Here is a 22,490-nt window from a genome sequence, read left to right as displayed (position 1 = left end):
CTGTGCCCGCGCAACTGCAATTCCGTAATGTCACGCTCGGCTACGACCGCCACCCGGCGGTGCATCATCTCAACGGCGAAGTGGCCTCCGGCGCGCTGCTGGCGGTGATCGGCCCGAACGGGGCCGGCAAGTCGACGCTCTTGCGCGGCATCACCGGCATCCTGAAGCCGCTCTCCGGCTCGATCCATCTCGGCGGCCTCGACCACAGAGATATCGCCTACCTGCCGCAGTCGGCCGAGATCGACCGCAGCTTTCCGATCTCGGTGTTCGATTTCGTCGGCACCGGCCTGTGGCGTGGCATCGGCCTGTTCGGCGGCATCGGCAAGGACGCGCGCGACAAGGTCCTTGCCGCGATCGCCGCCGTCGGCCTCAACGATTTCGAGAACCGGCCGATCGGCACGCTCTCCGGCGGGCAGATGCAGCGCATGCTGTTCGCGCGTGTGCTGCTGCAGAATGCGCGGCTGATTGTGCTCGACGAGCCCTTCAACGCCATCGACGCCAAGACCACCACCGACTTGCTGGCGCTGGTCAAGCGCTGGCATGCCGAGGGCCGCACCGTGCTCGCGGCGCTGCACGACCTCGACATGGTGCGCGCCAACTTCCCGGAAACGCTGCTGCTCGCGCGCGGGCCGGTGGCATGGGGGCCGACCGCCGAGGTGCTGACGCCAGACAATCTGACGGTGGCGATGCGGATGTGCGAAGCCTTTGACGACCGCGCCGCCGCCTGCGCCGTGGATACCTCGCGCGCCGCCTGAAGCCCGATGAAATCCGATCGAATCGTATCCGCGATGGACGCTGCGCTCCCTCTCCCGCCTGCGGGAGAGGGTCGGGGTGAGGGTGTCTCCGCGAAGGGACTATCCGTGTGGAGAGAGCCCTCACCCGGCGCTACGCGCCGACCTCTCCCGCAAGCGGGAGAGGTGAAGTGAAGCCATGCTCACTGACGCGCTGATCGCACCCTTCACCGAGTTCGAGTTCATGCGCCGCGCGCTTGCCGCCGTGGTCGCGCTCTCGCTTGGCGCGGCGCCGATCGGCGTGTTCCTGATGCTACGGCGGATGAGCCTGGTCGGCGACGCCATGGCGCATGCGATTCTGCCGGGAGCGGCGATCGGCTTCCTGCTCTCCGGGCTCAACCTGTTCGCGATGACGATCGGCGGCCTGATCGCGGGATTTGCGGTGGCGCTGCTCGCCGGCCTTGTTGCGCGCAACACAGAGCTGAAGGAAGACGCCTCGCTCGCCACCTTCTATCTGGTCTCGCTGGCGCTCGGCGTCACCATTGTCTCCATCAAGGGCACCAATATCGACCTCTTGCACGTGCTGTTCGGCGACATTCTCGCGATGGACAACCAGACGCTGCTGGTGATCACCTTCAACGCCACCATCACGCTGCTCGTACTCGCGGTGATCTACCGGCCGCTGGTGATCGAATGCGTCGATCCGGTGTTTCTGCGCACCGTCAGCCGCGCTGGCGCGCCGGCCCATCTGGCGTTCCTGGCGCTGGTCGTGGTCAACCTCGTCAACGGCTTTCATGCGCTCGGCACGTTGCTCGGCGTTGGATTGATGATCCTGCCGGCCGGCATCGCGCGCTTCTGGTCGCGCGACATCACCGGCATGATCTGCATCGCGGTCGCAAGCGCGATTCTCTCGGGCTATGCCGGGCTGGTGCTGTCGTTCCAGACGCGGATTCCCTCCGGTCCCGCGATCATCCTGGTCGCGGCCGGGCTCTATCTGGCCTCGCTCCTGTTCGGCAATGTCGGCGGTCTGGTCCGCCAGATGTTCCCCGGCCGGCATCTGGAGGCGTAGCGGCGATGCGACGGTGGTTCTGGATCGCGCTGCTCGCGCTCGTCACGCTTGTCGGTCCGGCGCGCGCGCAAGACCGCTCCGCTCAAGAGCGCCTCAACGTCGTCGCGAGCTTCTCGATCCTGGCCGACTTCGTACGGAACGTCGGCGGCAACGGCGTCAATGTGGCGATGCTGGTTGGCCCCGAGGGTGATGCCCATGTCTACAGGCCGACGCCGGCCGACGCCAGGAAGGTCGCGGAAGCGAAGCTGCTCTTCATCAATGGGTTCGGGCTGGAAGGCTGGCTGCCGCGGCTGGTGCAAGCCGCCGGTGGCAAGGCGACCGTCATCACCGCGACAAACGGGATTACGCCGCTCCTGCTCGGTTCGGCGCCCGATCCCCATGCCTGGCAGTCCGTCGCCAATGCGAAGATCTATGCCGCCAATATCCGCGATGCGCTCGTAGCCGTAGCCCCCACGGACGCCGCAGCCTTTCGCGCCAATGCGGAAAACTATCTGGCAGAGCTCGACGCGCTGGACAGGGAAGTGCGGCAGGCGATCGCCACCATCCCGGAAGCGCGCCGCAAGGTGATCTCGACCCACCGTGCCTTCGGCTATTTCGCGGCCGCCTACGGCATCGAGGTCATCGCCCCGGCGGGGGTCTCGACCGAATCCGAGCCCAGCGCCCGCGACATCGCAGCCATCATCACCCAGATCAAGACAGCGAAAATTCCCGCGATTTTTCTCGAAAATATCAGCGATCCGCGCCTGATCCGGCGGATCGCGGATGAGACCGAGGCCAGGGTCGGCGGGACCCTCTATTCGGACAGTCTCACTGCCGAAAAGGGCGAAGCACCCACTTACATTGCGATGGTCAGGCACAATATAAAGGCCCTGACCAGCGCGCTCAGCCACTAGGGCGGGGGCCCTCCCTGCCGGCCCGGGCAGCGCATTCTTTAGTTCCGCCCCCGGAGTTGCCATGCCAGAACCTTCTTCGCAAAAGATCCCTGTGACCGTACTGACGGGCTATCTCGGCGCCGGCAAGACCACGCTGCTCAACCGCATCCTGTCCGAGAACCACGGCAAGAAATACGCCGTCATCGTCAACGAATTCGGCGAGATCGGCATCGACAACGACCTGATCATCGGCGCGGACGAGGAAGTGTTCGAGATGAACAACGGCTGCATCTGCTGCACCGTTCGCGGCGATCTCGTCCGCATCATGGACGGGCTGATGAAGCGCAAGGGCAAGTTCGACGCCATCATCGTCGAGACCACGGGTCTCGCCGATCCGGCGCCGGTGGCCCAGACCTTCTTCGTCGACGAGGATGTGCAGAAGAACGCCCGGCTCGATGCCGTCGTCACGGTGGCCGACGCCAAATGGCTCAGCGACCGGCTGAAGGACGCGCCCGAGGCCAAGAACCAGATCGCCTTCGCCGACGTCATCGTGCTGAACAAGACCGACCTGGTGTCGAAGCCGGAGCTCGCCGAGGTCGAGGCCCGCATCCGCGGCATCAACCCCTATGCCAAGCTGCATCGGACCGAGCGCTGCAAGGTGGAACTCGCCGACGTGCTGGAGCGCGGCGCCTTCGACCTCGACCGCATCCTCGACATCGAGCCGGACTTTTTGGAGGCCGACGAGCATGATCATGACCATGACCACGATCATCACCACCATGCCCACGACCATCACCACCATGATCATGGCCACGGCCTGAAGCACTATCACGACGAGGACATGCAATCGCTGTCGCTGCGCACGGACAAGGCGCTCGACCCCACGAAATTCATGCCGTGGCTGCAGAACCTGGTCGCCACCGAGGGCCAGAAGATCCTGCGCTCCAAGGGCATCCTCTCTTTCGCCGGCGATGACGACCGCTACGTGTTCCAGGGTGTCCATATGATGTTGGAAGGCGACCATCAGCGGAAGTGGAAGGAGGGCGAGCCGCGCGAGAGCCGGCTGGTCTTCATCGGCCGCGAATTGCCGGAGCAGGCGATCCGCGACGGCTTTGAGCGCTGCATCGTCTCGTGATGAGCGAGTTCGATCCGGGCGAACTGCCCTCAATCGCCTCGATGACCGACCAGGTACGGCCAGTGCCGCTCGGCATGGCCGTCACGTCAGTGCATTTCCTCGGCGACACCGCTCACTTCGTCGGCGCCGAGGAGAATGTCGCTGTCGTCAGCGGGAAGGGCGAAGTCTCGCAGACGCCAGTGCACGGCGGCGCGATCCTCTGCTCCGTCTGCGATAGCGAGCGGATCGTCATGGGCGGTGACGACGGCAAGCTGGTCGCGCTCAACGCCAAGGGCGAGGTTTCGACATTGGCGACGGACCCGAAGCGGCGGTGGATCGATACCGTGGCGCTCCATCCCGATGGCGCGGTGGCATGGTCGGTGGGCAAGACCGCCTTCGTTCGTTCCGCCAAGGGCGAGGAAAAATCCTTCGATGCGCCGTCAACGGTCGGCGGTCTTGCTTTTGCGCCAAAGGGCTTGCGGCTCGCGATAGCGCATTATGGCGGCGCGACGCTGTGGTTTCCAAACATGGCGGCCAAGCCGGAATTCCTGGAATGGGCGGGCTCGCATCACGCCGTCACTTTCAGTCCGGACAACAAATTCCTGGTCACTGCGATGCACGAACCGGCGATGCATGGCTGGCGGCTCGCCGACAACAGGCACATGCGCATGAGCGGCTATCCCGGCCGCGTGCGGTCGATGTCGTGGAGCGCTGGCGGCAAGGGGCTTGCCACCTCTGGCGCCGACACCGTCATCATCTGGCCCTTCACCTCCAAGGACGGCCCGATGGGCAAGCAGCCGGCGATGCTGGCACCGCTGCAGGCGCGCGTTTCGGTCGTCGCCTGCCATCCGAAGGACGACATCCTGGCCGCCGGCTATGGTGATGGCACCGTGCTGATGGTGCGGATGGAGGACGGCGCCGAGATCCTGCTCCGTCAAAACAAGGGCGCGCCGATTTCCGCGCTGGCCTGGAACGCCAAAGGTACGCTATTGGCATTCGCGGACGAAGACGGCGACGGGGGCCTGTTGCAGTTTTAATCACCTGTCGTGTCCAAGCCGTATTGAGGGGCCATGCGGTTTCTGACGACCTTCCAACTCGCTGATTTCTTCGACACGCTGGTGAGCCTGACCGCAGCCTTCGTGCTGGGCACGCTGATCGGCGCCGAGCGGCAATATCGCCAGCGCACCGCGGGGCTGCGCACCAACGTGCTGGTCGCGGTCGGTGCTGCCGCCTTCGTCGACCTCGCGATGCGCCTGTCGGGCGCGGACGGCGCCGTGCGGGTGATCGCCTATGTCGTCTCCGGCATCGGCTTCCTCGGCGCCGGCGTCATCATGAAGCAGGGCATCGACGTGCGCGGGCTCAACACGGCGGCGACCTTGTGGGCGTCGGCCGCGGTCGGCTCCTGCGCCGGCGCCGATATGGAGGCGCAAGCCGCGGCGCTCACCGTGTTCATCCTCGCCGGCAACACGCTACTGCGGCCGCTGGTGAATGCAATCAATCGCATCCCGCTCGACGAGCGGGCGTCCGAGGCGACCTACTATTTCAAGCTCGCGGTCTCCACAGAGGCCTTACCCGCCATGCGCGACCAATTGGTGGAAAAGCTCGAGGCCGCAAGCTACCCGGTTGCCGATGTCGAGGTCCAGGAGACCGGTGACGATCTCCTGGAGATCGTGGCGACGTTGGTGAGCACGTCAGTCAAACCCAACGAGCTGAATGCCGTCGTCGTCGACCTGCAGCGTCAGGCGGGCGTCCGCCACGCCACCTGGGAAGTCAACACAGCCGATTAGGGCGTGGGCTCATAAGGGCGCTGACGTCATCTCCTGGGCACTAGAGCATGATCCGGAAAAGTGGAGACCGGTTTTCCGAAAAGATCATGCTCAAATAAAGAGCCTAGGCGCAAACCTTCCGCTCAACAGGAGCATGGTCGCTTTTCACCCATTGCGGTGCTGGCGTTCCGTTTCGATTTCAATGATGGGCGACGCGTACTAGAATTCTCGCTCCTGCTCATTCAAAGGCGACGTAGATGCCGGTTGAGCTTCCCTCGCGTACCCTCGTTTGTTTCGGAATGGCAGTACTTTCGGCGCTCTGTGCGTTTCACGTCGTGCATGCAGGCTCGCTGGTGCACGATAGCGTGTCTCTCAGCGAGTCCACGATTACGTGGAGCACCGTCAAATATGCGACCGACGCGGAGAACGGATTTCTCAGCGGGTCGCTCGACAAGGCCACGATTGTCGATCGTACGTTCAGGTCCCACGTGCTCGAGAATCGATATCTGAAGGTTACACTCGTGCCCGAATTCGGCGGGCGCATTCTTTCCATCATTTACAAGCCGGCCGGCCACGAAGAACTTTATCGCACGGATGTCGGTGTGCCCTATGGAATCAAGGCCGGAAATTTCTACTACGACTGGCTGATGGTGTATGGCGGCATCTTCCCCACATTCCCGGATGCCGAGCACGGCAAGACGTGGCTGAAGCCGTGGGCTTTTGAGGTGGTGAAGGAGCGCGCCGACGAAGTGACGGTCGCGATGTCGCTTAAAGACAATTTCGATTATTCCGCGCGACCTGACAAATTCAGGGGTTCAACCGGCATCGAAGCGACATATTATGTCACGCTGAAAGCCGATCGGGCCGCACTCGATGCGCGTGTGGTGCTGAAGAACCCGTACGACAAGGCGATCCAATACGAGTACTGGACCTGCACGACGCTCGCGCCGGGATCGGATCCGAAAGCCCCTAAAACGACCGCCGGCGCCGAAATCATCGCGCCGATCCGGACTTACAGCACGCCGGGCTGGTCGGCCAGCCTGGCAGAGGGCGACGAGAGCGCGGGCATGGGCAGGCGGCGCTTCGAAAACCTGCGCTACTTCAAGAACTGGCCGACGATGGGCATCGCCTACGCGGCGCCCGATATGCAGGGCAGGAATTTCTGGGGCGTGATCAACCATGACAACGAAGAAGGCATTATTCGCATCGCGGACAATACCCTCACGCGAGGCTTGAAAATGTGGACGTGGGGATTTCACTCGTTCACTGGCGAAACCGATCCCCGCAAGGAGCCGAACGAGTGGCGACCGTACATCGAATTGTGGGCGGGCGTGTCAGATCAGTTCTTCCATAGCGCTGACTTTCCCGCGCTCGGCGAGGTCTCGATTCCGGAAACCTACAGTCCGACTGTCGGCATGAGTAACGTGACGCATGCAAATGAGAATATCCTGATCAATCTCTCGGCCAAGGCGTCTGGTGTGACTCTTCAGTTCTTCAGCATCGAACCGGTCACGCCGTTGCGCGTAACGTTGAAACGCGGCGACATCGCAATGTTCAACGAAGTCGTGAAAGCCGATCCGAAAAATGGAAATCGCATATCGGTGACGGTTCCTGCCGGGGCCAGCGGCGAACAGGTGCAGTTGACGATCAGGACCACGGAGGGAAAAGAGCTGATCGCGGCTGAGACGACAATAAATTGATTTCTCTCCGATGCTCGCGGAGCAGCGAAGCTTGTCCTGGCCGCAGCCAAGTCAAGCTCGCCATTCTGCCGCACCATAGCGGATTGGGATGCTTCGGGCTGTCGATCTCCCTCCCCGCCTGGAGCCAACTAGAGCATGATCCGGAAAAGTGTGAAGCGGTTTTCCCTCGCGACAAACGCGAAGCGTTTGCGCGGAGATCATGCTCAAACAATAAGCTAAAGCGCGATGATGATTCATCTTCATCTCATCGCGCTTTAGCTGTTCGGCTCTCCCGATCGCGCGACATCAGCCCTTGCGCATTTTGCTGAGCAGGTAGTTGTCGTAATAGTTTTCCGCGATCTGCGTGTAGAAGAGCACCTCCTTCATGTACGCGTCGTGGCTCTCTTTTGTTTTCTTGAAGAGCGGGCTCTTCTCGGCAATCTCGTTCAGATGGTCTTGCGTGGCTTTGTAGCTCGCGTCCATCACCGGTTGCGGGAATGCGCGCAGCTCCGCCCCATTCGCGACAAGCCGTTTCAAGGCCGCAGGGTTCACGCTGTCGTATTTCTCGATCATCCACGCGCCCGCTGCCGCACCGGCCTGGGTGAGGATCGACTGGTATTGCTTGGGAAGGCCATTCCACTTCTCGTCGTTCACGACCATGTGCAACATGGCTCCGCCTTCCCACCAGCCGGGGAAATAGTAGTATTTCGCTACCTTTTGGAAGCCGAGCTTCTCATCATCATAGGGACCGACGAACTCGGCGGCATCGATCGTCCCCTTCTCGAGTGCTGGATATACATCACCGCCAGCGATCTGTTGCGGCACGACGCCGAGCCTTGCGAGCACATGACCGCCCATGCCCGCGATGCGGAACTTGAGGCCTTTGAGGTCATCGACCGTCTTGATCTCCTTGCGAAACCAGCCGCCCATTTGCGTGCCGGAGTTGCCGCACAGAATCGCATGTGCCTTGAAAGGTTTCAGGGCTTCGTTGCAGAGTTCGGCACCACCGCCGAATGACCACCAGGAATGTTGATGGCGATGGTTCATGCCGAAAGGCGCGCCCGTCGCATAGGCAAGCGCCGGCTCCTTGCCGATGTAGAAATAGAGCGGCGTCTGCGCGATCTCGACGGAGGCGACGCTCACGGCATCAAGCGCCTGCAAACCGGGCACGATCTCGCCGGCCGCAAAAGTCTGGATCTGAAACTTGTTGTCGGTGGCCTCTGCCACGTATTTCGCAAAGGTCTGCGCCGTGCCGTAGATGGTATCGAGCGACTTCGGGAAGCTCGACGTCAGGCGCCACTTGATCTCGGGCATCGACTGCGCAACCGCAGGGGCCGCAACCAGCGTCGCCGCGCCGGCCACGGCGCTGCCTTTGAGGAACGTACGGCGTTTCATGATGTGCTCTCACTCACTTAGATTGCAAGTCGATTGGGCAGGGCAAGGCGCCTTCCGGACCGCGTCCGCGGTGGCCTGGCTCCCGGAATTACCTCAAGGTCCAGCCGACGTCCAGAATGGTCTACAGCCAGCCCAAAGCCTTGGCATCGCATGGGTCTCAGTTGGTTGCGCGCACGCGGCGCGGCTCGATCCACACCCAGCCTGCAAGGCCGGCAAGTGCCGCGCAACTTGCGGGCACCAGCATGATCGCGCGTAGCGCGCGCTCGAATGCGGCTATTGCCCCCGCATCAGCATCGGGCTGCCCCGACATCAGGGCATTCAGGACCTCATTGGCTTGCGAAGGCGTCGTTCCGGCAAGGTGATGCAAGAAGTTTGCAAAAAGCACCGCCCCGAGCGCTGCAACCGCGAGCAGGCCGCCGACTCGAGCGACCGCATTGTTGATGCCCGAAGCAATGCCGGCATGGGCTTTGCCGGCGGCGCCCATCACGGTCGACGTTAGCGGCGGAACCGTAATTGCCATTCCCACGCCGAGCAGGAACATCGGCGGAAACACGCCAATCCAGTAAGGTTGCCTGAGATCGACAAAAGCAAGCATCGCCAATCCGCAGGCCGCGACGATGGGCCCGACAGTGAGCAGCAGCCGCGGCCCCAAACGGTCGGCAATGGTGCCGGCGAATGATGCCCCGAATCCCATTATCAGGGCAAAAGGCAGCAATGCCGCGCCGGCTTGTGTCGCGGAGTAGCCACCGAGGCGAATCAGGCCGAACGGCAGATAATAGAGCGCACCTCCGAGCGCAAAATAGAGTAACAGCGTCAACGCATTCGTTGCTGAAAAATCGCGTGATCGATAGAGCGACAGCGGCATCATCGCCCGCTCATGGAGACGGGCTTCGATCACGACGAACAACGCCAGGAAAGCGGTTCCCGCTCCCAGGCCAGCCAGCACTGTTTTGTCGCGAAATCCCAACTCCGGAATGGAGCTCAGAGACCACGTAATCGCAGCAAGGCCGATCGCGACTGAGGCGGCGCCACTCCAGTCGAGTTGCTTCGCCCGGCGATCGCTGCTTTCGCAGCCGAAGCGAAGCGCAAGTCCAGCTGCGGCAATGGCGAGCGGGATATTGAGGAGGAAGATTGCCCGCCACGATACCTGATCGACCAGCCAGCCACCCAGCAACGGACCCGCCGCCATCATCAGTGCACCTGCGCCCGCCCATATACCGATCGCCTGACTCCGCTCCTGCTCGCTGAAGGCCGCCCCTAACATTGCCAGACTGGCTGGCGTTAAGAGAGCGGCGCCAAAGCCCTGAACCGCGCGGCTGACGTTAAGCACCATAATGTTCGGCGAGAGCCCGCAAACGATGGAGGCGGCGGTGAAGACCGCGATGCCCAAAACAAACATCCGACGTCGGCCGTAAAGGTCGGCAGCCGAGCCACCGATCAGCACGAGCGCGCCGAGCAGCAGCAGGTAGGCGTTGACGATCCACTGTGTCGCTGCCGCATCCGCATGCAGCGCCTGCTGGATTGTGGGTAGCGCGATGTTCACGACTGAGCCGTCCAGGAGGGCCATGCTCGATCCGACTACGGTCGCCGCCAGCGTAAGCCGCTTGCCTTTCTCGGATAGGGCCGCGTCAAAAGCCGGTGTCGCCTCGATGACCCCGACATCGCAGGGCGGCCGTGTGAATCCAATCATTGGATGCTCGAGAAGGACGGTTATCGCGGGTTAGGGTGCACCCGGCGCATACCGTTTGCAATCTGTCGGTCGCTGAGAACAAGCGCGATTGGACCGCCAACCTCTCAAGCTATCGCACTCCGTTCAGCCTTTAACTATTTGCCGATTGGCCCGACCTGGATCTCCAGCGATTTCCGTTTTCGCGCTCCTGTTAGAGGATCAGCGGGCATCAAACGCGTCCTGATCCGCGCAGCGTTCCGATCTGGTGACCACACGTCTAGCAGGCACGGTTCCAGCCGCCCCTGCGCGCGGAACCAGCCCTCGCCAGGATCGTTGACCCCGCGGACAATGAAGCGGGTAGAACGAGATGACGACCGATAAGCAGCGCGCTTTCCGGAACGATCTTCTGATCGCATCCGTTCTGTTTGTGAGCGGACTTGCGATTTCCGGCCTTTCGCTGGCCGCGATTGCCGCGCGCCAATCCCAGGACGTGGCGCAGGCGACGCCGCCAACGCAGTCTTCCCCGCCCGAGCCGCAGACGAAACCCGCCGAATCCAAGCCCGGCGGTGAGCGTCCGACCACGCCGCCCCCCGAACCTGCGCGTCCTGACCCGGACGCGCAGAAGACCGGTGCGCAGCCTGTGCTCCCACCCGCGCCGGCGGAAAAGACCGCGCCGCCCGTTCAGCAGAAGAAATAGGCTCTGTCACGTCGGAGAATCCGCCGGATCACAGTCGCGGCTGCGACATGGATTTGGGGTCTGACATGCAGCGTGCTGTGATGCTGATTACTTCAGATCGACAGCATTCGCTTCCTATCTCCCGATCATCCGCTCGTTTTCGCGCGGCTGTGGGCAGCGGAAACGAGAACTTGGGCCGTGAAGTCATGGCCGAAGTAGACCAATACGCTAAGGTTCTTGCTCCTTCCGTGACTCACAGTGAAGGAACGGGAATTGTTGTGATTCTTCTTGAGAAAGAAAGCGCAGCCCGATGCTATCAGGCGACGCCCGCCATGCACTCTTCGCAGCCCGAGCCGAAACCCGCCGAATCAAAGTCGGGCGGCGAGCGTCCGACGACCCCGGCGTCCGAACTCGCGCGTCCTGACCCGGACGCGCAGAAGGCCGGTGCACAGCCCGCGTCGCCGGTTCAGCAGAAGTAGTCGTGCCCATGGTCATTCCGGGGCGCGCGCAAGCGCGAGCCCGCAATCCATCGGGCCACAGGCGCGGGCGGCGACATGGATTCCGGGCCTGACCCTTCGGGTCATCCCGGAATGACGAAAGGCGAGCGCGCGTCAGCGCACCAGGATATTTCGGAACTGCCAGGGATCGGACGTGTCGATATCCTCCGGGAACAGGCCGGGCCGGTCGATGAGCGGGGTCCAGTCGGTATAAAAACCCTTCACCGGGCCGAGATAGGGCCGCTGGATTTGCAGGCAGCGATGGAAGTCCATCTCGTCGGCTTCGACGATGCCGGCTTCCGGATTTTCCAACGCCCAGACCATGCCGGCGAGCACGGCTGACGACACCTGCATGCCGGTGGCGTTCTGGTAGGGCGCGATGCGGCGGGTCTCCTCGATCGAGAGCTGCGAGCCGTACCAATAGGCGTTCTTGGCGTGGCCGTAGAGCAGCACGCCGAGCTCGTCGATGCCGTCCTCGATCTCATTCTCATCCAGGATGTGCCATCTCGGCTGCATCTTGCCGGCCGCGCCGAACATCTCGTGCAGCGACAGCACGGCATCGTTCGCCGGGTGGTAGGCGTAGTGGCAGGTCGGGCGATAGATCACCTTCTCGCCGTCGCGCACCGTGAAATAGTCCGCGATCGAGATCGACTCGTTATGAGTGACGAGGAAGCCGTATTGCGCGCCGGGCGTTGGGCACCAGGAACGCACGCGGGTGTTGGCGCCGGGCTGCTGCAGGTAGATCGCGGCCTGGCAGCCATGCGCGTGCGTGCGGCCGTTCTCCGGCATCCATTTCTCATTGGTGCCCCAGCCGAGCTCGGCCGGCTGCAGGCCCTCGGAGACGAAGCCCTCGACCGACCAGGTATTGACGAAGACGTTCATCGGCTTCGGCTTCTTCGAGCGCTGGGTGTCGCGCTCGGCGATATGGATGCCCTTGACGCCGAGCGTGTGGGCGAGCTGGCCCCAGCCCTCGCGGCTCTTCGGCTCGTTGAACTCGACGCCGGTGTCGCGGGCGATGTCGAGCAGCGCCTGCTTGACGAACCAGGACACCATGCCGGGATTGGCGCCGCAGGTCGAGACCGCGGTGGTCCCGCCCGGGCTCTTGCGCTTGGCGGCGAGCAGCGTCTCGCGCAGCGCATAGTTAGAGCGCGCTTCGATGCCTAGGCTCTTGTCGAAATAGAAGCCGGCCCACGGCTCGATCACGGTGTCGATGTAGAGCGCGCCGATCTCACGGCACAGCGTCATGATGTCGACCGAGGAGGTGTCGACCGAGAGGTTGACGCAAAAGCCCTGACCGCCGCCGGCGGTCAAGAGCGGCACCAAGAGTTCGCGGTAATTGTCGCGGGTGACGCCGTCCTTGATGAAGCGCACGCCATGCTTCTTGGCGAGTTCGCCGTCCTCATGCGGATCGATGATGACGAAGCGCGACTTGTCATAGTCGAAATGCCGCTCGATCAGGGGCAGCGTGCCTTTGCCGATCGAGCCGAAGCCGATCATGACAATGGGGCCGGAAATCTTTGCGTGGATCTGCGAGGAGGGGCTCATCTAATATCTCCAGGAGATTGGCTCGAGCGGGTGGACAGGTTTTGGTGGATTCAGGCGGTGCGTCGCTTCGCGGTGACTTCGATCTCGACCTTCATCTCGGGCTTCAAGAGTCCCGCGACGATCAAGAGCGTGCCCGCTGGGCGAATATCGCCGAGAAACTCGCCGCAAACCGCGAAGTGGGCTTCCGCGTCCTTCGCGTCCGTCAGGTAATAGGTCGCGCGGACGATGTCGGTCAGCGCGAAGCCGCCTTCCTTGAGGGCGGCCTCGATGGTCTTGAAACAGTTCCGTGACTGGCTCGTGACATCATCAGGCATTGTCATCGTGGTGTAGTCATAGCCGGTGGTGCCGGCAACGAAGGCGAAATCGCCGTCGATCACGGCGCGGCTGTAGCCGGCGGTCTTCTCGAAAGGCGAGCCGGTCGAGATCAGGCGGCGGGACATTTCAAGATCTCCTATCTGAGCGTTGCGCGATATCCGGGTGCCTGCGCGGTTTACGGGATTTTCCCGGCCGCGCAAACCTCGGTTCTGGTTTCGCGGGTCAGCGGGAGTGCTGGGTCGTGTCGGCCGCTGGAGCGGACGGCGAGCTCCAGCGGCGCACGAAGATGTCCCTGACGATCATGACCGAGATCAGGATCAGGACGATGGTGGTGATGACGCTGCGCAGACGTGGACGCGCGACGTCGGTTGCGGGAAGGGTCTCGGCCATGATCGCAACCGTCACGCGGCCTGCGGCACGGCGCGCAATGTCTTCGCGCGTGCCTTGCGTTTGAGCAGCAATGCGCCGGTCGCGGTGATCATGCCGCAGGCGCCGTCGAGTGCGCCCTCGGCGAGTTCGAGGCCGAGCAGCCGGTCGCGCTCGAACGGGCCGGGCAGCGCCACGTCGCTCATCTTCTCGGGCGAGAAGCCGAAGCGGGCGTAATAGGGCGCGTCGCCCAGCAGGATCACCGCGCCATGGCCGCGCGTGCGTGCGAGCTCGAGCGCGCGATCCATCAGCGCGGCGCCGACGCCGAGGCCGCGGCAGGTGGAATCCACCGCCAGCGGCCCCAGCATCAGCGCAGGTCTGCCCCCGGCGCTGACGTGCCACAACCGCACGGTACCGACCAGCCGGCCGCTCGCGACCGCCGACAGGGCAAGGCCTTCGGCGGGCGCACGTCCGTCGCGCAGGCGCTGGCATGTGCGCTGATGGCGGTTTTCGCCAAAGCAGGCATCCAGCAGCATTTCACGCGTCCGGGCGTCCGAGGAACGTTCCGCACGGATCACGAACGGAGCGGCGCTCGGCATGAGGGCAATGGTGGTCGTCCGCAAAGCAGTCATGGCACGTCAGTCCCCGCTTCCAACGGCGGGGCACACCGGTGGAAGCGTCGTTCAGAATTCGCAAACAGCGGGGAGGGAGCCGGCTGGCCGGCTCCCGGTTCTCTTGCTCCCTCTCCCGCGAGCGGGAGAGGTGAGAGACCTCAGATGTGGTAGGTCTTCAGCGGCGGGATGCCGTTGAAGGCCACCGACGAGTAGGTCGACGTATAGGCGCCGGTGCCTTCGATCAGCAGCTTGTCGCCGATCTCGAGCGTCACCGGAAGCGGATACGGCAGCTTCTCGTACAGCACGTCGGCGGAGTCGCAGGTCGGGCCAGCGAGCACGCACGGCGTCATGTCCGCCCCGTCATGCGGGGTGCGGATCGCGTAGCGGATCGACTCGTCCATTGTCTCGGCGAGACCGCCGAACTTGCCGATGTCGAGATAGACCCAGCGCACCTCGTCCTCGTCGCTCTTCCTGGAGATCAGAACGACTTCGGTCTCGATGACGCCGGCATTGCCGACCATGCCGCGGCCCGGCTCGATGATCGTCTCCGGGATCTGGTTGCCGAAATGCTTGCGCAGCGCGCGGAAGATCGACCGGCCGTACTGCACGACCGGAGGAACGTCCTTCAGGTACTTGGTCGGGAAGCCGCCGCCCATGTTGACCATGGACAGGTTGATCCCGCGCTCGGCGCAGTCGCGGAACACGGTCGAGGCCATCGCCAGCGCCCGGTCCCACGCCTTCACCTTGCGCTGCTGCGAGCCGACATGGAAGGAGATGCCGACCGGCTCCAGCCCCAGCCGCTTGGCGAGGTCGAGCACGTCGACCGCCATCTCCGGGTCGCAGCCGAACTTGCGCGACAGCGGCCATTCGGCGCCGGCGCAGTCGTAGAGGATGCGGCAGAACACCTTGGCGCCGGGAGCGGCACGGGCGACCTTCGCGACCTCGGCGGCGCAGTCGACCGCGAACAGGCGAATGCCGAGCGCAAAGGCGCGCGCGATGTCGCGCTCCTTCTTGATCGTGTTGCCATAGGAGATACGATCCGGCGTCGCGCCTGCGGCCAGCGCCATCTCGATCTCGGCAACGGTTGCGGTATCGAAGCAGGAGCCCAGCGAGGCGAGCAGCGACAGCACTTCCGGTGCCGGGTTGGCCTTCACCGCGTAGAACACGCGGCTGTCCGGCAACGCCTTCGCGAAGCTCTGGTAGTTGTCGCGCACGATTTCGAGGTCGACGACGAGGCACGGCTCGGTGTCGAGGCCCTCGCTGCGGCGGTGACGCAGGAATTCCTGGATGCGCTCGGTCATGGCACTCTCCCAAACGACCCCAGCGACGGGGCCGCATTTCGAAAACAAGACGTCCGATAGGAGCGCTCTGGCCGCATTGCGCGATGGAGGCGCAACGAAGCCAAAAAACTCAAACCAGACTGTGCTGCCGTGGATTGGTTGGGAGATTTCCCGCCCGCTCACCTGGCAATGAAGGACAAGCCTTTTCAGTAGCCCGCGCCGGCGTTGGACTGCCGGTAGAGACCAAAAAAGCCCGCTCCGTCGTTGCTTTAAGTCGCGTCCCCCGTTGAGAGCGAGGTGCGCCGGTTCGCCTCCGGCTGCCAGTCACGGTTGCAAGAGATGGAGAGACCTTCATCGGCATCCCTTGAGAGAGATGCTGGCCGCATCTAGAGGCGACCCTCGGTTCTTCATCCCTTGGCGGCTGTCCGGCCTCTTGTCCGGATACCTACCGACTGACACACGACCACAGGCACGTGCGAAATTGGGCAAGGCTGGAAATAAGTGTTTTGACTTAGCTGCGCAAGAATTTTTTTGGGATGAGCGCAGATTTCCCTAACGCGAGCTTGCGATTGTTTGTCACTGCGCGCGCAGGCGACGCCGAACATGAACGGACGTTAAGAGAACCTAACAGTCGGTTGCGCGTTTACAGCCTTCTGCCACAGTGTTTTCGCAGTCGTGCCTCAGGCGCGGCGCGTGAACGGCTCGATGCGTTGCGCCGCGCGGATGAACGCGATCATCACGAGGACGCCGAGTGCGAACAGCACCGCTTGCAGGATGTGTGCGCCGGTGTCCTCGAGCCCAAGCAGGATCGCGAGCGCCCAGCCGCCAGCGAACGCCGCACCGAACACCTCCGCGCCGATCAGGATCGCCGCGCTGATCACGGTGATCACGCTCGGCCAGGCGATCGCGCGGTTGCCGGTGGAGGAGGGCTGGATGTTCATGGAAGAAGGTCCTTTTTGAGGGGCGCAATGTCCCTGAAATGGGTCCTGCGATCAAGCGCAAAAGGCCCAAAATTGCCGCATCGCATGGTATAGATTGCCGCAATATGTTGGACAAAAATGGGATTTCGCATGTCGGCAACCTCGCACGTTTCAGCCGCCCCGGAAGGTTCGGCCAATCCGCTTCTGCAGGGCTGGCAGACCTCGTTCGAGACGCCGCCCTTCGACGAGATCCAGCCCGAGCACTTCCTGCCGGCCTTCGAGCAGGCCTTTGTCGATCACTCCGCCGAGATTGCCGCGATCGTTCATGATCCGGCGGCGCCGGACTTCGCCAACACCATCATCGCGCTGGAGCGCTCAGGCAAGCTGCTCTCCAAGGTCTCGGCGGTGTTCTACGACCTGGTGTCGGCGCATTCCAACCCGGCGATCCTGGAGATCGACAAGGAAGTCTCCTTGCGTATGGCGCGGCACTGGAACCCGATCATGATGAACGCTGTGCTATTCGGCCGCATCGCGCTGTTGCGCCAGAACCGCGCCTCGCTCGGCCTGAGCGGCGAGCAGCTCAGGCTCCTGGAACGCACCTATACCCGCTTCCGCCGCGCCGGCGCCGGCCTCGACGACGCCGCAAAGCAGCGGATGGCAGAGATCAACGAGCGGCTCGCCCATCTCGGCACCACCTTCAGCCACCATCTGCTCGGCGACGAGCAGGACTGGTTCATGGAACTCGGCGAGGACGACGGCGCCGGCCTGTCCGACAGCTTTGTTGCCGCGGCCAAGGCTGCGGCGGAGGAGCGCGGAATGGTCGGCAAGGCGATCGTGACGCTGTCGCGCTCCTCCGTCGAGCCGTTTCTGAAGACGTCCGCGCGACGCGACCTGCGCGAAAAGGTCTTCAAGGCTTTTGTCGCGCGCGGCGACAATGGCAACGCCAACGACAACAACGAGACCATCGTCGAGATCCTGGCGCTGCGTGAGGAAGCCGCCAAGATCATGGGCTTTTCGAATTACGCCGCCTACCGGCTCGAGGACTCCATGGCCAAGACGCCGGACGCCGTGCGCAACCTGTTGGAGCGGGTCTGGAAGCCGGCCCGGGCGCGGGCGCTCGCCGACCGCGACGCGCTGCAGGGGCTGATCGCGGAGGAGCGCGGCAATTTCACCCTGGCGCCCTGGGACTGGCGCTACTACGCCGAGAAGCTCCGGCAGATCAGCGCCAATTTCGATGACGCCGCGATCAAGCCGTATCTCGTGCTCGACCACATGATCGAGGCCGCCTTCGACTGCGCCACCCGCCTGTTTGGCGTCACCTTCGAAGAGCGCAAGGACGTCCCGGTCTGGCACCCGGACGTGCGGGTCTGGGACGTGAAGGACCGCGACGGCAAGCACAAAGCGCTGTTCTATGGCGACTACTTTGCCCGGTCCTCGAAGCGTTCCGGCGCCTGGATGACCTCGCTGCGCGACCAGCAGAAGCTCGACGGCGCGGTTGCCCCGCTCGTCATCAATGTCTGCAATTTCGCCAAGGGCGCGGACGGCGAGGCCGCGCTGCTGTCGCCTGATGACGCCCGCACCCTGTTCCACGAATTCGGCCACGGCCTGCACGGCATGCTGTCCAACGTGACCTATCCCTCGCTGTCAGGCACCTCGGTGTTCACCGATTTCGTCGAGCTGCCCTCGCAGCTCTACGAACACTGGCAGGAACGGCCGGAGGTGCTGCAGCGCTTCGCACGGCACTACCAGACCGGCGAGCCGCTGCCGGAGGATCTCCTGCAGCGCTTCCTCGCCGCGCGGAAGTTCAACCAGGGTTTTGCCACCGTGGAGTTCGTTTCCTCGGCGCTGATTGACCTCGAATTCCACACCCAGCCGGCCGCAGCCAGCCGCGACGTCCGGGCTTTCGAGAAACAGGAGCTGGAAAAGATCGGCATGCCCGCCGAGATCGTGCTGCGGCACCGGCCGACCCAGTTCGGCCACATTTTCTCCGGCGATCACTATGCCGCCGGCTATTACAGCTACATGTGGTCGGAGGTGATGGACGCGGATGCCTTCGGCGCCTTCGAGGAGGCGGGCGACATCTTCGATGCCGCGACCGCCAAGCGCCTGCTCGACGACATCTATTCGTCGGGCGGCTCACGCGATCCGGAGGAGGCTTACGTCGCCTTCCGCGGCCGCGAGCCGGAGCCGGATGCGCTGCTCCGCCGGCGCGGCTTGCTTGAGCCGGCCGAGGCCGCCTGAGGTGAGGCGCATTTCCCGCAAATGGCTTGGTCTGCTGGTCGCCGGAGCAGCGATGCTCGGCGCGGCGGCCGCCGAAGCCCATCCGCATGTCTGGATCACCGCCCGGAGCGAGTTGATCTATGCGCCCGACGGCACCATCACCGGCGTCCGCCACGCCTGGACCTTCGATGACATGTTCTCGACCTATGCGCTGCAGGGCATCGAGGCCAAGACCAAGGGCGCCTACACCCGCGAAGAGCTGGCGCCGCTCGCGCAGACCAATGTCGAGTCGCTGAAGGAATTCGCGTATTTCACCTTCGCCAAGGCCGACGGCAAGAAGCAGAAATTCGCCGAGCCGGTCGACTATTTCCTTGAATACAAGAACACGGAGTTGACGCTGCACTTCACGCTGCCGGCGAAGACGCCGTTCAAGACCAGGCAGCTCGCGCTCGAAGTGTTCGATCCCGCCTTCTTCATCGACTTCAAATATGCCGACAAGGACCCGGTCAAGCTGGTCGGCGCGCCGGCCGACTGCAAGATGCAGTTCCAGCGGCCGAATGACGGCACCGCGAGCGCGCAACAGCTCGGGGAGCAGAACTTCCTGAACGGCGACAGCGCCAACTTCGGCGCGATGTTCGCCAACAAGATCGTGGTGGAGTGCCCATGAAGCAGCAATCGTCCTTCGCACGGGGGCTCGCGATTACCGTCGTGGCGCTCGCAGCCTTCGTGCTGGCCGATGCCGCGCTGCATGCGCTATCAGCGCAAAATCCGTTTGGCGGTCCGCGGCCGGCGGCCGAGCCGCGGGTCGGCGGCATCGTCGGCTGGCTGCTCGCCAGGCAGTCGGAATTCTACCGCGAGATTTCTGCGACCATCCGTGCCGCCAAGACTGATGGCTATGCGGTCTGGACGCTGCTTGGGGTCTCCTTCGCCTATGGGATTTTCCATGCCGCCGGTCCCGGCCATGGCAAGGCGGTGATCTCCTCCTATCTGGTTGCGAACCGGGAAACGGCATGGCGCGGCATTGCGCTGTCGTTTGCATCGGCCCTGATGCAGTCGCTGGTCGCGGTGGTGATCGTCGGCGTCTTCGCCTGGGTGTTCAACGCCACCGCCAAGACCATGTGCGGGGCAGAGAAGGCGATCGAGATCGTCAGCTATGCCCTGATCGCGGCATTCGGCGCGCGGCTGGTCTGGAGCAAGGGCGGCGGATTCTTCCGCGCGCTGCAGGTGCGCTTGCCGCAGCCCGCCTTGGCCGGCGTTCCGCACCACCATGATCACGACCACCACCATCACCGCGATCATCACCATGATCATGACCACGATCATGATCATCACCACGGCCACCAGCATGATCATGCGCATGTCCATGACGAGCATTGCGGCCACTCGCATGGCCCGGAGCCGAGCGAGCTCGCCGGCCCTGGCGGCTGGCGGCGCGGCCTGAGCGCGATCGTCACCGTTGGCATCCGGCCTTGCTCGGGCGCGATCCTGGTGCTGGTGTTCGCGCTGGCCCAGGGGCTGTTCTGGGCCGGCATCGCCGCCACCTTCGTGATGGGGCTCGGCACCGCGATCACGGTGGCCGCCATTGCGATCGTCGCCGTCTCCGCCCGCGGCGTTGCGCAACGCCTGAGTGCCGGACGCGATGGCAGCGGCGTGCTCTTCATGCGCGGCATCGAATTCGGCGCGGCCGGCCTGGTGCTGCTGTTCGGGCTCGGCCTGTTGTTCGGCTACCTCGCCGCCGAACGCGTCACGTGCCTGTGATGTCACCTCCCCCGCGTGCGGGAGAGGTCGGCGCGTAGCGCCGGGTGAGGGTTCTCTCCGCGAACACAACTTTCACTTTTTTCGCGGCGAGAGCCCCTCACCCCAACCCTCTCCCCGTAAGAACGGGGAGAGGGAGAAGGCAGGCGAGAACTCACGCCGTCAAATACCCCCGGATCGCCGGCAGGAAGAAGATCGCGACGTTGATCGCAAAACCGATGGTCCAGAGGATCGAGCGCAAGGTCGGGCGGTTGCCGAGATAGGTGAAGACATAGGCGATGCGCACGATCAGGAACAACACCGCGAGCTCATCGATCAGCCGTAAGGGGCCCAAGCGGAATTCGGCCAGCAGCACGGCGACCGCAAAGAACGGAAAGGCCTCGATCCCGTTCTGGTGGGCGCCAAGTGCGCGGGCGCGGATCGGGTCGTCATAGAAAGCTGGATCGCGCGGGTTCGAATTGTCGAAGCGGCCGATCGCGGTCCACTTGGCGGCTGCGATCGTCAACAAATACAGCATCAGCGTTCCGAACACGCACCATTCGGCAACCGTCATGGCTTCTCCCCGCGTTGCGCCGGGAGCCTATCTAACGCGCGGTTGTCTTGACAAGATTGGGGCAACGCGCGAAGCCGTTCTGGTCATGACCGTGGTCGCCCCAGTCGGAAACACGACGCCGGCAGCGCAAGCCAAGCCGGATCGCATCGGCGTGCTGCTGGTCAATCTCGGCACGCCCGACACCGCCGATGCCCAGGGCGTCCGCGTCTACCTTAGGGAATTCCTGTCCGATCCCCGTGTGATCGAGGATCAGGGGCTGGTGTGGAAGCTGATCCTCAACGGCATCATCCTGCGCACGCGTCCCCGCACCAAGGCGCTCGACTACCAGAAGATCTGGAATACCGAGAAGAACGAGTCGCCGCTGAAGACGATCACGCGCTCGCAGGCGGAAAAGCTCGCGGCGGCGATCGGAGAAGACCATGTCGTCGTCGATTGGGCGATGCGCTACGGCAATCCCTCGATCCGCGAGCGGGTCGAGGCGTTGACGGCGCAAGGCTGCAACCGGGTGTTGGTGGTGCCGCTCTATCCGCAATATTCGGCCGCGACGTCGGCGACCGTTTGCGACGAGGCGTTCCGTGTGCTCACCAGCCTGCGCGCACAGCCGACCTTGCGGATATCGTCGCCGTACTATGACGATCCTGTCTATATCGAGGCGCTGGCGGTATCGATCAATGCGCATCTGGCGACACTGCCGTTCGAGCCGGAATTGATCGTGGCGTCCTTCCACGGCATGCCGCAGAAATATGTCGACCAGGGCGATCCCTATTTCTCCCACTGTGTCGCAACGACGGAAAGCCTGCGCAGGCGCTTAGGGCTTGATGCCTCGAAGCTGATGATGACGTTCCAGTCCCGCTTCGGCAACGACGTCTGGCTGCAGCCCTATACCGACAAGACCGTCGAAAAGCTCGCCAGCGACGGCGTGCGGCGAATTGCCGTCGTCACGCCCGGCTTTTCCGCCGACTGCCTGGAGACTCTGGAAGAGATCGCCCAGGAGAACGCGCACATCTTCAAGCAGAATGGCGGCGAGCAGTTTGCCGCGATCCCCTGCCTGAACGACAGCGAGCCCGGCATGGACGTGATCCGCCAGCTCGTGCTACGCGAACTCCAGGGCTGGATCTAGAGCATAACGGACGATGGTGCGCTCCCTCTCCCGCTTGCGAGAGCTTTGCTTAATTGGCTGAGCGGGAGTGGCAGCCGATGTCAGGCATTTTTTTGCGCTGCCTCAGGCGGTACGCGAGGGTTGAGGGCCGCGTTTTCAGGGCCGTCCGATGGCAGCGGGCGGTGGCGGTCACGCCGCAGCTCCCACGGGCTGCAGCACCGCCCATCGTTTGAGGTTCATGGCGAGGCAGATAAGACGCAGATGCGTCTGGTTGCGTCTCAGGCCCAGATAGCGGGCGCGCGCCCAGCGGTAGACGCCCTTGAGACGCGCGAAGACCTGCTCGACCGGCGCGCGG

Annotated in this window: 23 protein-coding genes; 13 read left to right on the top strand and 10 right to left on the bottom strand. The window is 63.6% G+C overall.

The features are described from left to right. The first annotated feature begins 2 nt into the window (after positions 1-2). The 7 genes from J6497_RS26595 to J6497_RS26565 all read left to right on the top strand — a co-directional run bounded on the left by J6497_RS26595 (position 3) and on the right by J6497_RS26565 (position 7,252). Positions 3-755: a metal ABC transporter ATP-binding protein gene (locus tag J6497_RS26595; RefSeq protein WP_225707241.1), complete on the top strand. Its 753-nt coding sequence runs from the start codon at positions 3-5 to the stop codon at positions 753-755. 175 nt (positions 756-930) lie between these two features. Beyond that, positions 931-1,800: a metal ABC transporter permease gene (locus J6497_RS26590; protein ID WP_225707240.1), complete on the top strand. Its 870-nt coding sequence runs from the start codon at positions 931-933 to the stop codon at positions 1,798-1,800. Positions 1,801-1,805: 5 nt separating this feature from the next. After that, the gene (locus tag J6497_RS26585; protein WP_225707239.1) at positions 1,806-2,693 is read left to right on the top strand and encodes a metal ABC transporter substrate-binding protein; all 888 of its coding nucleotides are present in this window, start codon (positions 1,806-1,808) and stop codon (positions 2,691-2,693) included. A 61-nt stretch (positions 2,694-2,754) separates the two neighbouring features. Next, positions 2,755-3,807: a CobW family GTP-binding protein gene (locus tag J6497_RS26580; protein WP_225707238.1), complete on the top strand. Its 1,053-nt coding sequence runs from the start codon at positions 2,755-2,757 to the stop codon at positions 3,805-3,807. Continuing rightward, complete coding sequence (locus J6497_RS26575) at positions 3,807-4,823, top strand: WD40 repeat domain-containing protein (protein WP_225707237.1); 1,017 nt, start codon at positions 3,807-3,809, stop codon at positions 4,821-4,823. The genes J6497_RS26580 and J6497_RS26575 overlap by 1 nt, the downstream gene beginning before the upstream one ends. Positions 4,824-4,856: 33 nt before the next feature. Next, positions 4,857-5,573, top strand: a complete 717-nt coding sequence (locus J6497_RS26570) for an MgtC/SapB family protein (protein ID WP_225707236.1) — start codon at positions 4,857-4,859, stop codon at positions 5,571-5,573. 236 nt (positions 5,574-5,809) lie between these two features. Further along, complete coding sequence (locus J6497_RS26565; protein ID WP_225707235.1) at positions 5,810-7,252, top strand: DUF5107 domain-containing protein; 1,443 nt, start codon at positions 5,810-5,812, stop codon at positions 7,250-7,252. 285 nt (positions 7,253-7,537) lie between these two features. Here the strand turns inward: J6497_RS26565 and J6497_RS26560 are convergent, their stop codons facing one another. Continuing rightward, a complete protein-coding gene (locus J6497_RS26560) occupies positions 7,538-8,626 on the bottom strand; it encodes a TRAP transporter substrate-binding protein (protein WP_225707234.1) in 1,089 nt (362 codons plus the stop codon). A 157-nt stretch (positions 8,627-8,783) separates the two neighbouring features. Continuing rightward, positions 8,784-10,316, bottom strand: coding sequence for an MFS transporter (locus tag J6497_RS26555; protein ID WP_225707233.1), 1,533 nt, complete (start codon positions 10,314-10,316; stop codon positions 8,784-8,786). Between the two features lie 346 nt (positions 10,317-10,662). On the opposite strand from J6497_RS26555, the gene J6497_RS26550 reads away from it, so the two are divergent. Both J6497_RS26550 and J6497_RS26545 read left to right on the top strand, forming a co-directional pair. Then, entirely contained in the window at positions 10,663-10,992 is a 330-nt protein-coding gene (locus J6497_RS26550; protein WP_225707232.1) for a hypothetical protein, read from the top strand. A gap of 65 nt (positions 10,993-11,057) precedes the next feature. Beyond that, on the top strand, positions 11,058-11,450 hold the full coding sequence (locus J6497_RS26545) for a hypothetical protein (protein WP_225707307.1): 393 nt from the start codon (positions 11,058-11,060) through the stop codon (positions 11,448-11,450). A 132-nt stretch (positions 11,451-11,582) separates the two neighbouring features. On the opposite strand, the gene J6497_RS26540 is transcribed toward J6497_RS26545, so the two are convergent. From J6497_RS26540 to J6497_RS26515, 6 genes are all read right to left on the bottom strand, one after another. After that, positions 11,583-13,013: a homospermidine synthase gene (locus J6497_RS26540; protein WP_225707231.1), complete on the bottom strand. Its 1,431-nt coding sequence runs from the start codon at positions 13,011-13,013 to the stop codon at positions 11,583-11,585. 50 nt (positions 13,014-13,063) lie between these two features. After that, entirely contained in the window at positions 13,064-13,453 is a 390-nt protein-coding gene (locus tag J6497_RS26535; RefSeq protein ID WP_225707230.1) for a RidA family protein, read from the bottom strand. A 97-nt stretch (positions 13,454-13,550) separates the two neighbouring features. After that, entirely contained in the window at positions 13,551-13,718 is a 168-nt protein-coding gene (locus J6497_RS26530; protein ID WP_225707229.1) for a hypothetical protein, read from the bottom strand. 11 nt (positions 13,719-13,729) lie between these two features. Beyond that, positions 13,730-14,326, bottom strand: coding sequence for a GNAT family N-acetyltransferase (locus J6497_RS26525; protein ID WP_225707228.1), 597 nt, complete (start codon positions 14,324-14,326; stop codon positions 13,730-13,732). 140 nt (positions 14,327-14,466) lie between these two features. Further along, positions 14,467-15,609, bottom strand: coding sequence for a type III PLP-dependent enzyme (locus J6497_RS26520; protein WP_225707227.1), 1,143 nt, complete (start codon positions 15,607-15,609; stop codon positions 14,467-14,469). A 659-nt stretch (positions 15,610-16,268) separates the two neighbouring features. Further along, positions 16,269-16,529 carry a hypothetical protein gene (locus J6497_RS26515; RefSeq protein ID WP_225707226.1) on the bottom strand — a complete coding sequence of 87 codons (261 nt, stop codon included), beginning with the start codon at positions 16,527-16,529 and terminating at the stop codon, positions 16,269-16,271. A 129-nt stretch (positions 16,530-16,658) separates the two neighbouring features. Between J6497_RS26515 and J6497_RS26510 the strand changes: the two genes are divergently transcribed. The 3 genes from J6497_RS26510 to J6497_RS26500 are packed head-to-tail and all read left to right on the top strand — an operon-like array spanning position 16,659 to position 20,486. Further along, positions 16,659-18,749: a M3 family metallopeptidase gene (locus J6497_RS26510; protein ID WP_225707225.1), complete on the top strand. Its 2,091-nt coding sequence runs from the start codon at positions 16,659-16,661 to the stop codon at positions 18,747-18,749. Positions 18,750-18,801: 52 nt separating this feature from the next. Beyond that, complete coding sequence (locus J6497_RS26505) at positions 18,802-19,395, top strand: DUF1007 family protein (RefSeq protein WP_225707304.1); 594 nt, start codon at positions 18,802-18,804, stop codon at positions 19,393-19,395. Continuing rightward, positions 19,392-20,486, top strand: coding sequence for a nickel/cobalt transporter (locus J6497_RS26500; protein WP_225707224.1), 1,095 nt, complete (start codon positions 19,392-19,394; stop codon positions 20,484-20,486). Before J6497_RS26505 ends, J6497_RS26500 begins: the two co-directional genes overlap by 4 nt. Before the next feature lie 151 nt (positions 20,487-20,637). Here the strand turns inward: J6497_RS26500 and J6497_RS26495 are convergent, their stop codons facing one another. After that, the gene (locus tag J6497_RS26495; RefSeq protein WP_225707223.1) at positions 20,638-21,036 is read right to left on the bottom strand and encodes an MAPEG family protein; all 399 of its coding nucleotides are present in this window, start codon (positions 21,034-21,036) and stop codon (positions 20,638-20,640) included. An 85-nt stretch (positions 21,037-21,121) separates the two neighbouring features. Between J6497_RS26495 and hemH the strand changes: the two genes are divergently transcribed. Then, positions 21,122-22,156: a ferrochelatase gene (gene hemH, locus J6497_RS26490; protein WP_225707303.1), complete on the top strand. Its 1,035-nt coding sequence runs from the start codon at positions 21,122-21,124 to the stop codon at positions 22,154-22,156. Positions 22,157-22,324: 168 nt separating this feature from the next. Here the strand turns inward: hemH and J6497_RS26485 are convergent. Beyond that, positions 22,325-22,490: transposase (locus J6497_RS26485; RefSeq protein ID WP_225707302.1), on the bottom strand; the 166-nt coding region annotated here is incomplete at its 5' end.

The sequence above is a fragment of the Bradyrhizobium cenepequi genome (assembly GCF_020329485.1).
In the GTDB taxonomy this organism is placed as follows: Bacteria; Pseudomonadota; Alphaproteobacteria; order Rhizobiales; family Xanthobacteraceae; genus Bradyrhizobium; species Bradyrhizobium cenepequi.
This window is presented reverse-complemented; position numbering and strand designations above follow the sequence as displayed.

Bases quoted from the DNA above. Each gene is read 5' to 3' on its own strand.
- J6497_RS26590 (WP_225707240.1), top strand. From the start codon at position 931: ATGCTCACTGACGCGCTGATCGCACCCTTCACCGAGTTCGAGTTCATG.
- J6497_RS26585 (WP_225707239.1), top strand. From the start codon at position 1,806: ATGCGACGGTGGTTCTGGATCGCGCTGCTCGCGCTCGTCACGCTTGTC.
- J6497_RS26580 (WP_225707238.1), top strand. From the start codon at position 2,755: ATGCCAGAACCTTCTTCGCAAAAGATCCCTGTGACCGTACTGACGGGC.
- J6497_RS26575 (WP_225707237.1), top strand. From the start codon at position 3,807: ATGAGCGAGTTCGATCCGGGCGAACTGCCCTCAATCGCCTCGATGACC.
- J6497_RS26570 (WP_225707236.1), top strand. From the start codon at position 4,857: ATGCGGTTTCTGACGACCTTCCAACTCGCTGATTTCTTCGACACGCTG.
- J6497_RS26565 (WP_225707235.1), top strand. From the start codon at position 5,810: ATGCCGGTTGAGCTTCCCTCGCGTACCCTCGTTTGTTTCGGAATGGCA.
- J6497_RS26560 (WP_225707234.1), bottom strand. From the start codon at position 8,626: ATGAAACGCCGTACGTTCCTCAAAGGCAGCGCCGTGGCCGGCGCGGCG.
- J6497_RS26555 (WP_225707233.1), bottom strand. From the start codon at position 10,316: ATGATTGGATTCACACGGCCGCCCTGCGATGTCGGGGTCATCGAGGCG.
- J6497_RS26550 (WP_225707232.1), top strand. From the start codon at position 10,663: ATGACGACCGATAAGCAGCGCGCTTTCCGGAACGATCTTCTGATCGCA.
- J6497_RS26545 (WP_225707307.1), top strand. From the start codon at position 11,058: ATGCAGCGTGCTGTGATGCTGATTACTTCAGATCGACAGCATTCGCTT.
- J6497_RS26540 (WP_225707231.1), bottom strand. From the start codon at position 13,013: ATGAGCCCCTCCTCGCAGATCCACGCAAAGATTTCCGGCCCCATTGTC.
- J6497_RS26535 (WP_225707230.1), bottom strand. From the start codon at position 13,453: ATGTCCCGCCGCCTGATCTCGACCGGCTCGCCTTTCGAGAAGACCGCC.
- J6497_RS26530 (WP_225707229.1), bottom strand. From the start codon at position 13,718: ATGGCCGAGACCCTTCCCGCAACCGACGTCGCGCGTCCACGTCTGCGC.
- J6497_RS26525 (WP_225707228.1), bottom strand. From the start codon at position 14,326: ATGACTGCTTTGCGGACGACCACCATTGCCCTCATGCCGAGCGCCGCT.
- J6497_RS26520 (WP_225707227.1), bottom strand. From the start codon at position 15,609: ATGACCGAGCGCATCCAGGAATTCCTGCGTCACCGCCGCAGCGAGGGC.
- J6497_RS26515 (WP_225707226.1), bottom strand. From the start codon at position 16,529: ATGAACATCCAGCCCTCCTCCACCGGCAACCGCGCGATCGCCTGGCCG.
- J6497_RS26510 (WP_225707225.1), top strand. From the start codon at position 16,659: ATGTCGGCAACCTCGCACGTTTCAGCCGCCCCGGAAGGTTCGGCCAAT.
- J6497_RS26505 (WP_225707304.1), top strand. From the start codon at position 18,802: ATGCTCGGCGCGGCGGCCGCCGAAGCCCATCCGCATGTCTGGATCACC.
- J6497_RS26500 (WP_225707224.1), top strand. From the start codon at position 19,392: ATGAAGCAGCAATCGTCCTTCGCACGGGGGCTCGCGATTACCGTCGTG.
- J6497_RS26495 (WP_225707223.1), bottom strand. From the start codon at position 21,036: ATGACGGTTGCCGAATGGTGCGTGTTCGGAACGCTGATGCTGTATTTG.
- hemH (WP_225707303.1), top strand. From the start codon at position 21,122: ATGACCGTGGTCGCCCCAGTCGGAAACACGACGCCGGCAGCGCAAGCC.